This window comes from Albidovulum sediminis (assembly GCF_025380365.1).
In the GTDB taxonomy this organism is placed as follows: domain Bacteria; phylum Pseudomonadota; class Alphaproteobacteria; order Rhodobacterales; family Rhodobacteraceae; genus Albidovulum; species Albidovulum sediminis.
Map to the genome: position 1 here is coordinate 36,009 of NZ_JAOCQF010000003.1, position 15,041 is coordinate 51,049.

Below are 15,041 nucleotides of genomic sequence, written 5' to 3' on the forward strand. Positions count from 1 at the left end.
GGGCACATGGCCGGGGATCACTGTCCTTGTCGCGGGTTCCTGTCGCATCACGCCAGCCAGCGTTTCCTGCGGCGATAGCTGCGCACGTCGCGAAAGCTCTTGCGGCCCTTGTCCGACATGCCGAGGTAGAATTCCTTCACGTCCGGGTTTTCACGCAGGTCGGCGGCCGGGCCGTCCATCACGACGCGGCCGTTTTCCAGGATGTAACCGTAATGCGCGTAGCGCAGCGCAACGTTGGTGTTCTGTTCGGCCAGAAGGAAGGTCACGCCTTCCTTCTCGTTCACGGCCCTTACGATCTCGAAGATCTGCTCGACCAGTTGCGGCGCAAGCCCCATAGAGGGCTCATCGAGCAGGATCGTCTCCGGCCGGGACATCAGCGCGCGACCGATGGCGACCATCTGCTGCTCGCCGCCCGAGGTATAGCCGGCCTGGCTTTTCCGCCGCTCCTTCAGGCGCGGGAAATAGTGGTAGACCATTTCCAGATCCTTCGCGACCTCGCGGTCCGTGCGGGTGTAGGCGCCGGTGAGCAGGTTGTCCTCCACCGTCAGGTGTCCGAAGCAGTGGCGCCCCTCCATCACCTGGATCACGCCCTTCTTCACCAGATCGGCCGGGCTCATGTCCTGCACCCGTTCGCCGCGATAGATGATGGAGCCCTTGGTCACCTCGCCGCGTTCGGAGTGCAGCAGGTTCGATATCGCCTTGAGCGTCGTGGTCTTGCCCGCCCCGTTGCCGCCCAGAAGCGCGGTGATCCCGCCCTTGGGCACGGAAAGGCTGACGCCCTTGAGGACAAGGATGACGTGATTGTAGATCACCTCGATGTTGTTGACCTCGAGAAGGCTTTCGGTCTTTGCGGCGTCGAGCATGGGGTGCCCCGCGGGGAAAGTGTGGGGTGCCCCGGCCCGTCATGGGCCGGGGCCGTCGTGATGATGATCAGTTGCAGCGTTCGGCGATGGCGTTTTCCGCCGCGAACGCCGCCGAGTCTTCCATCACCAGGGGAGTCAGAACCTCGTCATCGGGCGCGATGAAGCCGGTGATCAGGTTCCATTTCTTCGCCGCGGCGTCCCATTGCTGGATCAGGGCATGGCCGGGGCCGCCGTGGTCCGCGCAGGACGCGGCGAAGGGCTGGCCGAAGTTCGGCAGGCCGAGTTCGGCCATGCGCGCCTCGGTGATCTCCAGCGCCTCGAACCCGTTGCGCAATTCCGCAGCCGTGATCGCGGAATGGCCGGCCAGTTCCTGCGCCTTGCGGATCGCCTCGGAGATGACGAGCGCGGCATACATGCCCCGCGAGTACAGCACCGAACCCACCTGATCGCCCGCGCCCGACGCCTTGCCGGTATCGTAGACATAGGTCTTGAGATCGCCGTAAACCGGATAGTCCATGCCCGTTCCGTGCATGGCCAGCGACTTGTAGCCGTTGGCGCCATCGCCCACAGGCAGCACGTCATTCTCGGAGCCCGACCACCAGATGCCGATGAAGTTCTCCATCGGATAGCGGATGTTGGCGGCTTCCTGGATCGCCACCGCGTTCATCACGCCCCAGCCCCACATCAGCACATAGTCCGGCTTGTCGCGGCGGATCTGGAGCCACTGGCTTTTCTGCTCCTGCCCCGGATGGTCGACCGGGATCTCGATCAGTTCATAGCCGTGCTTCTTGGACAGTTCCTGCAGCGTCCGGATTGGTTCCTTGCCATAGGCGGAGTTGTGATAGACAAGCGCGATCCTCTTGCCCGACAGATCGCCGCCGTTCTGGTCGAGCAGGTACTTGATCGCCACGCTCGCGCCGTCCCAGTAGTTGGCCGGATAGTTGAAGACCCATTCGAAGATCTTGCCGTTGGCCGCCGAAGTCCGCCCGTAGCCCGGGGTGTAGAGCGGAATGCCGTCGGCGGAGACCTTCGGGATCAGCTGATAGGTGATCCCGGTCGACAGCGGGTTATAGACCAGTGCGCCGGACCCTTTGGTCGCCTCGTAGCACTCCACGCCCTTCTCGGTATTGTAGGCGGTTTCGCATTCCGGGTTCACCACCTTTTCCCCGCCGATGCCGCCGTCACGCTCGTTCAGAAGCGTGAAGTAGTCGTTGAACCCGTCGGCATAGGGAATGCCGCCCGGCGCATAGGGACCGGTCCGGTAGCTGAGGTTCGGCACCACCAGATCGGCCATCGCGGGTGTCGCGACAGCCATGGCCAGTGCAATCGCGGTGATCGTCTTTCTCATATGGGTCTCCTCCCAGGGGTTAATGACTGTGTCAGCCGGCCTTCACCGGTCTTGTCGATTGGGCGGCCCGTCAGTGCGGGAAGGGCCAAAGCCGGAGTTTTTCCTTCGCCAACCGCCACAGCTGCGCCATCCCGTGCGGCTCTGCGATGAGGAAGATCACGATCAGCGCGCCGACGATCATGAGCTCCACATGCGCTGCCAGATCGGTCGCCCAGCCGAACTGGCCGACCAGGATGTTCTTCAGCAGGACCGGCATCAGCACCATGAACGCCGCGCCCGCGAAGCTCCCGAAGATCGAGCCGAGGCCGCCGATGATGATCATGAAGAGGATCAGGAATGACTTCTGGATGCCGAAGGCCTCCCCCACCTCGGCCGCACCGAGGTAGACCGCGAAGAAGAGCGCACCCGCAACCCCGATGTAGAAGGACGAGATCGCGAAGGCCGAAAGCTTGGTCGTCAGGGGATTGACGCCGATGATCTCGGCCGCGATGTCCATGTCCCGGATCGCCATCCATTTCCGCCCGACCGTGCCGCGCGTAAGGTTCCGTGCGAGCCAGGCCAGAGCGAAAAGGATGACCAGACAGAACAGGTACTTGGCAGAGGCCGTCGTCGCCGCGCCGGTGACCGGATGGCCAAGGATCGTGCGTTCCGGCGCCGAGATCTGACCGGAGGCGGAGTAGTTGTAGAACCACGGCACCTTGTTGAAGAGCCAGACAAGGAAGAACTGCGCGGCAAGCGTCGCGACGGCAAGGTAGAAGCCCTTGATCCGGAGCGACGGCAACCCGAAAAGCACCCCGACCATCGCCGTGATGCCGCCCGCAAGCAGGACATGGATCAGGATCGAGACCTCGGGGAAGGCGGTCATCAGCTTGTAGCAGGCATAGGCACCCACCGCCATGAATCCCCCGGTGCCGAGGCTCACCTGCCCGCAGTAACCAGTCAGGATGTTCAACCCGATCGCGGCGATGGCATAGATCAGGAACGGAACGAACACGGCATTCGCCCAGTAGTCGTTGATGACGAAGGGGATGACCCCGAAGGCCACGGCGACGACCGCGTAGTAGCGCAGCCGGTCGAACCGGATCGGGAAGGTCTGGCTGTCGTCGGCGTAGCTTGTCTTGAAGTCGCCGGCCTCGCGATAGAACATCAGGCCCTCCCCCCTGTCGTGGTGCCCCGTCGCGAGCGCCGGGGGCGCTGCCCCCGGACCCCCGGAGTATTTCCCCCAGAATGAAAGGCAGAAGTCTTCATTCTGGCCCAAATACTCCCGCCGGAGGCTTCCGAAGCTTCAACCCTTGCCACGCGTCAGACCCTTTCGATGATCTTCTCGCCGAACAGGCCCTGCGGCCGGAAGACGAGGAAAAGGAGCGCCAGGACATAGGCAAACCAGTTTTCGGTCGCACCTCCGATCATCGGGCCGATGAAAAACTCGAAAAGCTTCTCTCCCATGCCGATGATGAGGCCGCCGACGATGGCGCCGGGGATCGAGGTGAAGCCGCCCAGCATGAGGACCGGCAGCGCCTTGAGCGCGATCAGCGAGAGCGAGAACTGCACCCCGGATTTCGAGCCCCACATGATCCCGGCGACAAGCGCCACGAAACCGGCGATCGACCAGACCAGCACCCAGATGAAGCGGAGCGAGATGCCGACGGAAAGCGCCGCCTGGTGGTCGTCGGCCACGGCACGAAGCGCCCGGCCCTGCTTTGAATACTGCGAGAAGAGCGTGAGCGAGATGACGAGGAGGGCGGCCACGACCGAGGCCACGATGTCGAGATTGTCGATGAAGAAACCGTAGCCGAAGGCCTCGAAGGTGACCGCGTCGATGGTTTCGTTGAGACCCTGAGGGAGCCCGACGTCAAGCTTCTTGATGTCGGCGCCCCACATGATGTCGCCGAAGCCTTCGAGGAAATAGGCCATGCCGATCGTCGCCATGAAGAGGATGATGGGCGGCTGGTTGACGAGGTGCTTGAGGACGTAGCGTTCGATCACGATTGCCAGAGCCACCATCACCCCGGCGGTCAGCACGATCGCCACCAGAGCGGGAAGCTGCCAGCCGAAGTGGTGCAGGTCGGTGCCGAAGACGGCGTTGATGAGATGGGCGAAGGGCACCTGGCCGTTCTGGAAGCCCACAAGCGTCAGCGCCGCGAAGAGCGCGAGCACGCCCTGGGCATAGTTGAATATCCCGCTGGCCTTGAAGATCAGGACGAAGCCCAGCGCCACGAGGGAATAGAGCACCCCGGCCATCAGGCCGTTCAGGGCCGCCTCGGTTGCGTAGAGAAGCTGGTCAGGCATGGCGTGCCTCCGTTCCGCTGCAGCCGGCGTCGAAGAGGCAGCACAGGCGCCAAGTGTCAGTCATGGGCCACCCCCAGGTAGGCGTTGATGACGTCGGGATTGCTGCGTACCTCGTCGGGCGTGCCGTCGCCGATCTTCTTGCCGTAGTCCATCACGACAACCCGGTCAGACAGGTCCATGACCACGCCCATGTCATGTTCGATGAGCACGATGGTGGTGCCGAACTCGTCGTTGACGTCGAGGATGAAGCGGCTCATGTCCTCCTTCTCCTCGACGTTCATGCCGGCCATCGGTTCGTCGAGAAGCAGGAGCTTCGGTTCCGCCGCCAGCGCGCGGGCAAGCTCCACCCGCTTCTTCAGGCCGTAGGGCAGGCGGCCGACGGGTGTCTTGCGGATCGCCTGGATCTCGAGGAAATCGATGATCTTCTCGACCTTTTCGCGATGTTCGGTTTCCTCACGCTCAGCCCGGCCCCACCAGAGCGCCTGGTTCAGCAGCCCCGACTTCATCAGCGTGAGGCGGCCGGTCATGATGTTGTCCAGAACGCTCATCCCGTCGAACAGCGCGATGTTCTGGAACGTCCGCGAGATGCCGAGCCGGGCGACCTGATAGGGCCGCATCGGCCCGCGCCGGTAGCCCTTGAACCAGACCTCGCCCTCCTGCGGGACGTAGAAGCCCGAGATGACGTTGAGCATGGAGGACTTGCCCGCCCCGTTCGGCCCGATGATGGCGCGGATCTCGCCCTCGCGGATGTCGAACGAAATGTCGGTGATCGCCTTCACGCCACCGAAGCGCAGCGTGATGTTCTTCATCTCCATCAGGACGGGGCCGATCCTGCGGCCGTCGGCGGTGGTGTAGCCTTCGGTCATGTCCTTCATGGCTTTGCCTCCGGCATGAGCGGACAGGCCCCCCCTCCCATCCTCCCCCAAGAGGGGAGAGGCGTGGCAGGACAGGGGCGTTCAGCGCTTCCCATAGCCCTGGTGGGGAGGGGATAGGGGTGGGGGGCGACCGTCACGCTCATTCCGCCGCCATCCTCTGCTCGTCCGCCACGACCGCCGCGTCGCGGATGGTGAGCGTGGCCTTGATGAAGCCCTTGCGGCCGTCCTCGTAGGTCACCTCGGTCTCGGTGTAGATCTGGTCCTTGCCGGTGTAGAGCGCCTCGATCAGGTCGGCGAACTTTTCGGCGATGATGTTGCGGCGGACCTTGCGGGTGCGGGTCAGTTCGCCGTCGTCGGCGTCAAGTTCCTTGTGCAGGATCAGGAAGCGGTGGATCTGGCAGCCCGCCAGCATCGGGTCGGCGGCGACGGAGCGGTTCACCTCCTCGACGTGGCCCTGGATCATCTCGTAGACCTTCGGGTGCCCCGCCAGTTCCTGGTAGCTGGCGTAGGCGATGTTGTTCCGTTCTGCCCAGTTGCCGACCGCGGCAAGGTCTATGTTGATGAAGGCCGTGCACATGTCGCGGCCCGAACCGAAGACCACCGCCTCGAGGATGTTGGGGTAGAACTTCAGCTTGTTCTCGACATACTTGGGCGCGAACAGGCGGCCGTCGGCCATGCGGCCCACGTCCTTGGCCCGGTCGATGATGCGCAGATGCCCGGTGCCTTCTTCGAAGAAGCCCGCGTCGCCGGTGGCGACCCAGCCCTCCGCATCCTTGGTCGATGCGGTGGACTCCGGGTTCTTGAAGTATTCGACGAAGGTTCCGGGGGAGCGGTAGAACACCTCCCCGCTTTCGGCGATGCGGACCTCCACGCCCGGCGAGGGGACGCCCACCGTGTCCGATCGGACCTCGCCGTCGGGTTGCTGCGTGATGAAGACGCTCGCCTCGGTCTGGCCGTAGAGCTGCTTGAGGTTGATCCCGAGCGCGCGGTAGAAATCGAAGATCTCCGGCCCGATCGCCTCGCCGGCTGTGTAGCCCACGCGGATGCGGGAATAGCCGAGCGTGTTCTTGAGCGGTCCGTAGACCATGATGTCGCCCAGCCGGTAGCGGAGCCGGTCGACCCAGGACACCGGCTTGCCGTCCAGGATGGCGGGGCCGACGCGGCGGGCGACGGCCATGAAATGGTCGAACATCCGCTTCTTGATCCGGCCGGCGTCCTCCATCCGGATCATGACGTTGGTCAACTGCCCCTCGAACACGCGCGGCGGCGCGAAGAAGTAGGTGGGGCCGATCTCGCGCAGGTCGGTCATCATGGTCGCGGCGTTCTCGGGGCAGTTGACGGTGAAGCCCGTCCACATCGCCTGCCCGATGGAGAAGATGAAATCGCCGACCCAGGCCATCGGCAGATAGGCCAGAACCTCGTCGGAATGGGTCAGACGGTCGAACTCGGAAGAGTTCTTCGAGGTGACGATGATGTTGCGGTTCGATAGGACCACGCCCTTGGGCTTGCCCGTCGTGCCCGAGGTATAAAGCATCACGCAGGGGTGGTCGAAGGTCAGTTCGCCGATGCGCCGGTCAAGCTCCGCACCGACGCGGTGATGCGCCGCGCGTCCCTCCGCGGCGACGTCGGCCAGCGCGTTCATGCGCGAATGGTCGTATTTGCGCATCCCGCGCTTGTCGAGGTAGACGATGTGCCGGATGCCGGGCAGGCGGTCCTGCACCTCGAGCACCTTGTCCACCTGTTCCTGGTCGCCGGTCACGACGAAGCGCGCGCCGCAGTGGTCGAGGACATAAGCCATCTCCTCGGCCACGGCGTCCTGGTAGAGCGGCACGGGCACGGCGCCGCACATCTGCGCGGCGATCATCGACCAGTAGAGCGAAGGGCGGTTGCGGCCGATGATGGCGACGTGATCGCCGCGTTCCATCCCCAGCGTGAGAAAGCCGAGCGCCATGGCTCGGACCTCGGCCTGCGTTTCGGCCCAGGTCCAGCTTTGCCAGATGCCGAACTCCTTCTCGCGGTAGGCCGGCAGCGCCCCCCATGTCGCGGCATTGCGCGCAAGCAGGGCCGGAATGGACTGCAAGTCAGCGCCCGCCGCTGTCTGTCGCTCCAATGTCGTCCTCCCGCGCCGTGTCCGGCGCCCGTTGTTCGCAGGGGTTGATTCCCCCGTGCCCAAGCGTCCCGCGACAAGAAGTGGTCGTCAAAGTTTTCCTGACTTTTTCGGGAATCTTACGAATTGTAACACCGCGCCGCTGCACGGGGATGGAACTCGCGGCAGGCGGACGGGCCGGAAATGAGTGTCCGGCGGGCGGCCCCTGCACCTAGCCCCGCAGAAGCCCGCGCGCACCCCTGCTGCCGATCGCCGCCATCACCGCGGCAACCGCGAAGTAGGCGGCAATCCCCAGCGCCTGATCTGGCATCGGGATGCCGCGGTCGATCAGCCAGCCGCACAGCCCCGGCCCGATGGCGGAACCCAGCACCATGATTGCCCCGATCATGGCCCGGATGCGGCCAAGGTTCGCGGTCCCATAGACCTCGGCCCAGAGCGATGCGCCGACGGTGGATTGCGCCCCGTTGGCCAACCCCATGAGCACGAAGCCAAGGGCCGCAAACGGCAGGCCCTGCGCCACTCCGATCAGGCCGTAGCCCGCGGCCATGGGAAGCAGATGCAGCCCGGTGATCCGGGTGGACCCCAGCCGGTCGACAAGCCAGCCGGCGGCCAGCATGCTTCCCACCCCGGTTGCGGTGTAGACCGGGAACAGCGCGACAAGGTCGATATGGGCCCAGCCCTTCACTTCGGCGAAATGGACCTGGTGAAAGAAGAACGCCGTGTTCCAGGCGCCGGGGCCAAGGATCGCGGGCAGCATCAGCCAGAACAGGCGGTGGCGAACGGCATCCTTGCGACCCCAGGTGCGGCCCAGCATACCGGCGGACCGGGTCTCCTCGGCGAAGGACTGCGGCGTCCGCTCGCGCCGGAGAAGGGCCAGCAGGACGGCCGTGAGCACCAGAAGGGTGACAGACGCGACAAGCCAGAGCGTGCGCCAGCCGATCCAGCCCTTCAGCGCGACGAACAGGATGGGCAGGGCCGCCTCGCCCAGCGCGACACCGAGGCCCGCGAAGGCGATCGCGCGGCCGCGGGTAGCCACGAACCAGCGCGCCATCGCCACCGTCGCGGTATGCCCCATCATCCCCTGCCCGGTGAAGCGCAGCAGGAAGATCGTCAGCCCGAGCGCCCAGACCGCCGATGCCAGGGACATCATCACCGCCGCCGCCGCCAGCCCCAGAAGCACGGCCGATCCGACCAGCCGCACCCGGAAGCTGTCGGTCAGTCCCCCGGCGAACACCATGACGGCCGCCGATGTCATCGTTGCCAAGGCATAGACCCCGCCCCAGCCGGCATGGCTCAGGCCGTATTCGCCGCGGATGTCGCCGGCAAAGATGGCGATGAAGAAGGTCTGCCCGAAGCTAGATGCAAAGGTCAGCAGGAAACCGGCCATGAGCCAGGGCGCGTTGCGGCGGAAGAACTCGATCTGCTGGCGCATGACGCGCGTGACTCTCGGGGATGGGATCGGGTCAGCGGGCCGGACTGACACCCCCTCGGCGCGGCCACGCCCGACGCTTAGCAGAGCGGAACCGGAAGGAAAACCGCCCTTCCCTTCGCCCTCCGCCCGGTCAGGTCATCGCCGTGTCGCGCAGGATGTCGCCCAGGTCTTCGAACCTGCTGCTGAGGGGATTGGTCTTGCGCCAAACAAGCCCGATCGTCCGAGACGGCCGCGGCACGGGAAGGCGCGCGACCGCGACCGGCGCGGTCCGGGTTTCGACCGGAACCGCCATCTGGGGGATTAGCGTGACGCCAATCCCCGCGCCGACCATCTGCACCAGCGTCGACAGCGAGCTGCCTTCCATCAGGTCGCGCGGCACCGAAGAGGACAGCCTGCAGAACGACAACGCCTGGTCACGGAAGCAATGCCCCTCCTCCAGCAGCAGCAGCCGCATGGTGCCGAGCGTTTCGGGATTGGGAACCGGCATGTCCGCATCCGAAGCCGCGCGGACAAGCATGAATTCCTCGCTGAACAGTGGGTGTTCGGTCAGCGACGGCTCCGACACCGGCAGCGCGACGATGGCAACGTCAAGCCGGCCCTCGATCAGGTCGTCGACCAGCTTCTGGGTCACCGCCTCGCGCGGGCGCAGGTCAAGATCGGGGAAACGGGCCGACAGCGACTGGATCACGCCGGGCAGAAGGTAGGGGGCGACTGTCGGGATCACGCCGATCCTGAGTTCGCCCGTCAGCGTGTCCATGGACGCGCGCGCCAGATTGGCAAGTTCATCCACCGCGCGCAGCACGTCGCGCGCCCGCGCCGCGAAATCCTTGCCAAGCGCGGTCAGCCGGATCTGTCGGCTGCCCCGCTCGATCAGCGGCGAGCCGAGGATCTGCTCCAGTTCCTTCATCTGCAACGACAGCGCCGGCTGCGAGATCGCGCAGGCCTCGGCCGCGCGTCCGAAGTGGCCTTGCTGGGCCAGTGCCTCGAAATAGCGAAGATGCCGGATGGTGATCTGATTCATAACCTTAGCATATGGCAGTGATTAGAAAATGAAAATTCCATTAATGACATTGCTGTGCTAACCAAGCCGTGGTTCGAGCCGCCGGGGCCTGCGCAAGCCGCAGGCCTTCGGCGGGATGTTGACGCCACGTGGCCGGAGTTTGGAGGATTAGATGGACGGAAACGACGTGAAATCGGCGGGCAAGTGCCCCGTCATGCATGGTGCGATCACCAGCGTGGGCAGCAACGTCATGGAATGGTGGCCGAATGCGCTGAACCTCGACATCCTGCACCAACACGACAGAAAGACCAACCCGCTCAAGGGCTTCAACTACCGTGAGGAAGTGAAGAAGCTGGACGTGGCGGCGCTGAAGCGCGACCTCGTCGCACTGATGACCGACAGCCAGGACTGGTGGCCGGCCGACTGGGGCCATTACGGCGGCCTGATGATCCGCATGGCCTGGCATTCGGCGGGGTCTTACCGGACCGCCGACGGGCGGGGTGGCGGCAACACGGGCAACCAGCGGTTCGCGCCGCTGAACTCCTGGCCGGACAACGCCAACCTCGACAAGGCGCGCCGGCTTCTGTGGCCGATCAAGCGGAAATACGGCAACCGGATCAGCTGGGCCGACCTGATGCTTCTGGCCGGCAACGTGGCCTACGAGTCGATGGGTCTGAAGACCTTCGGCTTCGCCTTCGGCCGCGAGGACGTTTGGCACCCCGAAAAGGACGTCTACTGGGGTTCGGAAAAGGAGTGGCTGAAGTCGAGCCGCTATGACGGCGACGATCGCGAAAGCCTGGAAAACCCGCTGGCGGCGGTGGTGATGGGGCTCATCTATGTGAACCCCGAAGGGGTGAATGCCCAGCCCGACCCGCTGAAGACCGCGCAGGACATGCGCGTCACCTTCGGCCGCATGGGCATGGACGATGCCGAGACGGTGGCCCTGACCGCGGGCGGGCATACCGTCGGCAAGGCCCACGGCAACGGCAGCGCCGCGAACCTTGGTCCCGAACCGGAGGGCGCGGGGATCGAGGAGCAGGGCTTCGGCTGGGTCAACAACACCAGCCGCGGCATCGGCAACGACACCGTCACCTCTGGCATCGAGGGTGCATGGACGACAAACCCGACCCGCTGGGACGGCGGCTATTTCCAGATGCTGCTTGGCCACGATTGGGAATTGCGCCGCTCGCCCGCAGGTGCCCAGCAGTGGGAACCGGTGAACCTGAAGCCGGAAGAGGCGCCTTCGGATGTCGAGAAGACCGGCGGCAAGACCCGCATCGTGATGACCGATGCCGACATGGCGTTGAAGGTGGATCCGGGCTTCCGCGCGATTTCGGAGAAATTCGCGAAGGACCAGGCGGCCTTCGACGATGCCTTTGCGCGGGCGTGGTTCAAGCTCCTGCACCGCGACATGGGGCCGAAGGCGCGTTACATCGGCCCCGAGGCGCCCGCGGAAGAGCTGATCTGGCAGGATCCGGTTCCGGCCGGCGCTACCGGCTGGGACGTGGCGGCGACGAAGGCAAAGATCGCCGCATCCGGCCTGTCGGTCGCGGAGATGGTCGCCACGGCATGGGATTCGGCCCGCACCTTCCGCCAGTCGGACTATCGCGGCGGCGCGAACGGCGCGCGCATCCGTCTTGCGCCGCAGAAGGACTGGGAAGGCAACGAACCGGCCCGGCTGCAGAAGGTGCTTTCGGTGCTTGAACCCATCGCGTCGGCGGCGGGCGCCTCGGTGGCCGACGTGATCGTGCTGGCGGGCTGCGTCGGCGTGGAACAGGCGGCCAAGGCCGCGGGCTTCGACGTCACGGTTCCCTTCGCACCGGGCCGCGGCGACGCGACCGACGCGATGACCGACGCCGCCTCCTTCGCCGTCCTCGAACCGGTCGCCGACGGCTTCCGCAACTGGCAAAAGAAGGACTATGCCGTCTCGGCCGAGGAACTGATGCTCGACCGCGCGCAACTCATGGGCCTGACCGGCTGCGAGATGACCTGCCTCGTCGGCGGGATGCGGGCGATGGGCACCAACCACGGCGGAACCCGGCATGGCGTCTTCACCGACCGCGAGGGCGCCCTGACCACCGACTTCTTCGTCAACCTGACCGACATGGCGTGGAAATGGGTGCCGACCGGATCGAACACCTATGAGATCGTCGATCGCAAGTCCGGCGCGAAGAAGTGGACGGCGACGCGCGCCGATCTTGTCTTCGGGTCGAACTCGGTCCTGCGCGCCTATGCCGAGGTCTATGCCCAGGACGACAACGCCGGGAAGTTCGTGACCGACTTCGTCGCAGCCTGGACAAAGGTGATGAACGCGGACCGCTACGACCTGGCCTGACCACCGGCCTCCGGCACATCCCGATTGCAACGGCACGGCCCCCCTCCGCGGGGGCCGCATGCATCTGCGGCCACTGTCCCCGGGGCCTTGCATCGCACCGCGCCCCAAGCGACAAGCGGAGGTGGGAACACCGGAACCCGAGGGGAGCTATGCCGGCACCGAACGCCCAGGAAAGGATGCTGCAGGCGGGCCTGAACCTGATCCAGCAGGCGCTCTCGATCTTCGACAGCAACCTTCGGCTGGTGGTGTGCAACCGCAAGTACCAGCAGATGTTCGACCTGCCCGACGACCTCGTGCTTCCGGGCGCGACCTTCGAAGACACGATCCGCCATCTGGTGATGAGGGGCGAGTATGGCGAGGCCGGCGACACGGCCGAAGCGGTGCGGCAGCGTGTCGACCAGGCCCGAACCTTCCAGCCGCACTACATGGAACGCGTCCGATCGAACGGCCGCACCATCAGCGTCGAGGGCGCGCCACTTGCGCAGGGCGGCTGGGTCACCGTCTATACCGACATCACCGAGATCAAGCATCAGGAAGCGCTTCTGCGCGTCCGGTCCGCGGAGCTTTCCGATCAGCTTCTGACCCACGCGGAACGGCTGGCCCAGGCCAACCGCGCCCTCGCCGCAACCAACGCGGCACTTGAGGAGGCCAAGCGGGAACTGACTGAAACCGAGGCGCGCACCCGGCTGGTAACGGGAATGGTTCCCGCGCACATCGCCCACGTGACACCCGATTTCCGCTACACCTTCTCCAACCGCAAGCTGAGCCAGCTGTTTCCCGGCAGCCCGAGCGAGATCATCGGCCTGTCGGTGCCCGAGGCGCTGGGCGAGGCTACCTTCGCCCGGATCGAACCCGGCCTGCGCCGGGCCCTTGCCGGTGAGGCCAACGTGTTCGAGACGACGCACGAAGGCTCCGGCCACCGCATCCGCATCGCGCTGACACCCGATCACGACATCGAGGGGCGCGTGCAGGGCGTCTATGTCCTGTCCGCCGACGTGACCGAAGAAACGCAGGCGCGCGCGGCGCTGGCGCAGACCGCGAAGCGGGAACTGGCGGCGCAACTGACTTCGGGCCTTGCGCATGACTTCGCCAATCTTCTGACGATCATCATGGGGCTTCAGGGGCGGCTGGAGCGTATCGACGGCCTTTCCGAAGAGGCCGCCGGGATCGCCCGCGCCACGCTGGCCGCAGCGCGGCGGGGGGGCACGCTTCTGGATCGCATCGCGCGAATCTCGGGGCCCTCGGCCCTGCATCCCGCGCCGACGGATCTTGTCGCCTGTCTCGCGGACCTCAAGACGATGGCCGGGCCGATCCTGCCCCAGGCCATCGCACTCGATGTGACGGTGCACACGCTGCCCGAACAGGTGCTTCTCGATCCGGGCGCCCTGCAGGATTCGCTGCTCAATCTCATCCTCAATGCCCGCGATGCGATCGGCTCCCGCGTCGGGTGCATCACGTTGTCCGCCCGGCCCGTCCGCGACACCTGGCTCGAGATCGCCGTGACCGACACCGGCCCCGGCTTTTCACCAGAGGCGCTTCAACGCGCGCTTGACCCGTTCTTCTCGACCAAGGGCGGCGAGGGGTCGGGCCTTGGCCTGTCGATGGTTTATGACCAGACCAAACTTGCCGGCGGCAACGTCAAGTTGTCCAACTCCCCCGAGGGTGGCGCGTCGGTGACGCTGCGCCTGCCGCTGCGCCCGGTCAACGCGCGGGCCGCACCCGCACTTGTGCTGCTGGTCGAAGACAACGAGGTGATCCGGACCGACGTGCGGGAGATGCTGCGCGCCATGGGCCACACCGTTGCCGAGGCGGGCAGCGTGGCCGAGGCTCTGGAACTGGCCGACCTGCCGGGACTGGGGCTGGTCCTGTCCGACATCGGCCTGCCCGGGGGCGCGAACGGGGTCGACCTGATGGCGGAGATCGCGAAGCGCAAGCCGGAGCTCAGGCGTGCGCTGATGACATCGCTGCCGCTGGGCGACACGCTGCGGGAAAGCGCCGCCGGGATTCCGGTTCTGACGAAACCCTTTACCTTCGAGGAACTTTCGGCCTTTCTTGCGCAATCGGAGGTTGGATGACGCAGGCCCATGTCGCGATCCTGGACGACGAGCCGGAGATTCGCCGGATGCTGTCCGATGCGCTCGAGGAGGCCGGCTTCCGGACCACCTGCTATGCCCGCGCGACCGAGTTCGAGGCCGCGCTGAAACGAACCGCGCCCGATGTCTGCCTGGTCGACCTGGGCCTTCCCGACCGCGACGGGCTGGCCATCGTGCACCGTCTGGCGCTGGAATCCGGCGCCGCGATCATCATCATCTCGGGCCGTGCGCAGGTGCAGGACCGGGTGACGGGACTTGAACTTGGCGCGGACGACTACATCATCAAGCCCTTCGACCCGGCCGAGGTCGTGGCGCGCATCCGCGCGCGGCTGCGCAAGGCACGGGCCGAGGGCGACAGGTCGACGCAGGTCGCACGCTTTGCCGGCTGGACGGCCGAGTTCGACCGCTATGTGCTGATCGACATGAACGGGAACGAGGTGCCCTTCAGCCACGCCGAGGGCGAGGTGCTGCGCCTTTTTCTCGAAAGCCCCAAGCGGCTCATTTCCCGCGCACAGATGCAGGAAACGCTGGGCGGCGCGGCGGGCGACAGCTTCGACCGGGCGATGGATGTGCGGATATCGCGGCTGCGCACGAAGCTGGGCGAAGACCCCAAGAACCCCCGCCTGATAAAGACGATCTACGGGGCGGGCTACATCTTTCTGGGTGACGTTATCTGGGGCTGAGCGGGTGGTCGGCCGC

General features: G+C 65.6%; 11 protein-coding genes. 3 read left to right on the forward strand and 8 right to left on the reverse strand.

Going from position 1 to position 15,041, the window contains the following annotated elements:
- Positions 1 to 47: 47 nt before the first annotated feature.
- The 8 genes from N5I32_RS15125 to N5I32_RS15160 all read right to left on the reverse strand — a co-directional run bounded on the left by N5I32_RS15125 (position 48) and on the right by N5I32_RS15160 (position 9,935).
- Entirely contained in the window at positions 48 to 863 is an 816-nt protein-coding gene (locus N5I32_RS15125; protein WP_261496746.1) for an ABC transporter ATP-binding protein, read from the reverse strand.
- A gap of 67 nt (positions 864 to 930) precedes the next feature.
- A complete protein-coding gene (locus tag N5I32_RS15130; protein ID WP_261496747.1) occupies positions 931 to 2,211 on the reverse strand; it encodes an ABC transporter substrate-binding protein in 1,281 nt (426 codons plus the stop codon).
- 70 nt (positions 2,212 to 2,281) lie between these two features.
- Entirely contained in the window at positions 2,282 to 3,358 is a 1,077-nt protein-coding gene (locus N5I32_RS15135; RefSeq protein ID WP_261496749.1) for a branched-chain amino acid ABC transporter permease, read from the reverse strand.
- A 155-nt stretch (positions 3,359 to 3,513) separates the two neighbouring features.
- Positions 3,514 to 4,500 (reverse strand): branched-chain amino acid ABC transporter permease, encoded by a 987-nt coding sequence (locus tag N5I32_RS15140; RefSeq protein WP_261496751.1) that lies wholly within the window; start codon positions 4,498 to 4,500, stop codon positions 3,514 to 3,516.
- Between the two features lie 56 nt (positions 4,501 to 4,556).
- A complete protein-coding gene (locus tag N5I32_RS15145) occupies positions 4,557 to 5,375 on the reverse strand; it encodes an ABC transporter ATP-binding protein (RefSeq protein WP_261496753.1) in 819 nt (272 codons plus the stop codon).
- A gap of 139 nt (positions 5,376 to 5,514) precedes the next feature.
- Positions 5,515 to 7,485 (reverse strand): long-chain fatty acid--CoA ligase, encoded by a 1,971-nt coding sequence (locus N5I32_RS15150; RefSeq protein ID WP_261496755.1) that lies wholly within the window; start codon positions 7,483 to 7,485, stop codon positions 5,515 to 5,517.
- Positions 7,486 to 7,693: 208 nt separating this feature from the next.
- Positions 7,694 to 8,914 carry an MFS transporter gene (locus N5I32_RS15155; protein WP_261496758.1) on the reverse strand — a complete coding sequence of 407 codons (1,221 nt, stop codon included), beginning with the start codon at positions 8,912 to 8,914 and terminating at the stop codon, positions 7,694 to 7,696.
- Positions 8,915 to 9,044: 130 nt separating this feature from the next.
- Positions 9,045 to 9,935, reverse strand: coding sequence for a hydrogen peroxide-inducible genes activator (locus N5I32_RS15160; RefSeq protein WP_261496759.1), 891 nt, complete (start codon positions 9,933 to 9,935; stop codon positions 9,045 to 9,047).
- 151 nt (positions 9,936 to 10,086) lie between these two features.
- Between N5I32_RS15160 and katG the strand changes: the two genes are divergently transcribed.
- The 3 genes from katG (at position 10,087) to N5I32_RS15175 (ending at position 15,025) form a co-directional block, all read left to right on the forward strand.
- Positions 10,087 to 12,249, forward strand: coding sequence for a catalase/peroxidase HPI (katG, locus tag N5I32_RS15165; RefSeq protein ID WP_261496760.1), 2,163 nt, complete (start codon positions 10,087 to 10,089; stop codon positions 12,247 to 12,249).
- Between the two features lie 149 nt (positions 12,250 to 12,398).
- Positions 12,399 to 14,324 (forward strand): PAS-domain containing protein, encoded by a 1,926-nt coding sequence (locus N5I32_RS15170; protein WP_261496761.1) that lies wholly within the window; start codon positions 12,399 to 12,401, stop codon positions 14,322 to 14,324.
- On the forward strand, positions 14,321 to 15,025 hold the full coding sequence (locus tag N5I32_RS15175; protein WP_261496762.1) for a response regulator transcription factor: 705 nt from the start codon (positions 14,321 to 14,323) through the stop codon (positions 15,023 to 15,025). The genes N5I32_RS15170 and N5I32_RS15175 overlap by 4 nt, the downstream gene beginning before the upstream one ends.
- Positions 15,026 to 15,041 lie beyond the last annotated feature (16 nt).

Excerpts from the sequence above, each read along its gene's own strand:
- N5I32_RS15125 (WP_261496746.1), bottom strand. The coding sequence starts at position 863 with ATGCTCGACGCCGCAAAGACCGAAAGCCTTCTCGAGGTCAACAACATC.
- N5I32_RS15130 (WP_261496747.1), bottom strand. The coding sequence starts at position 2,211 with ATGAGAAAGACGATCACCGCGATTGCACTGGCCATGGCTGTCGCGACA.
- N5I32_RS15135 (WP_261496749.1), bottom strand. The coding sequence starts at position 3,358 with ATGTTCTATCGCGAGGCCGGCGACTTCAAGACAAGCTACGCCGACGAC.
- N5I32_RS15140 (WP_261496751.1), bottom strand. The coding sequence starts at position 4,500 with ATGCCTGACCAGCTTCTCTACGCAACCGAGGCGGCCCTGAACGGCCTG.
- N5I32_RS15145 (WP_261496753.1), bottom strand. The coding sequence starts at position 5,375 with ATGAAGGACATGACCGAAGGCTACACCACCGCCGACGGCCGCAGGATC.
- N5I32_RS15155 (WP_261496758.1), bottom strand. The coding sequence starts at position 8,914 with ATGCGCCAGCAGATCGAGTTCTTCCGCCGCAACGCGCCCTGGCTCATG.
- N5I32_RS15160 (WP_261496759.1), bottom strand. The coding sequence starts at position 9,935 with ATGAATCAGATCACCATCCGGCATCTTCGCTATTTCGAGGCACTGGCC.
- katG (WP_261496760.1), top strand. The coding sequence starts at position 10,087 with ATGGACGGAAACGACGTGAAATCGGCGGGCAAGTGCCCCGTCATGCAT.
- N5I32_RS15170 (WP_261496761.1), top strand. The coding sequence starts at position 12,399 with ATGCCGGCACCGAACGCCCAGGAAAGGATGCTGCAGGCGGGCCTGAAC.
- N5I32_RS15175 (WP_261496762.1), top strand. The coding sequence starts at position 14,321 with ATGACGCAGGCCCATGTCGCGATCCTGGACGACGAGCCGGAGATTCGC.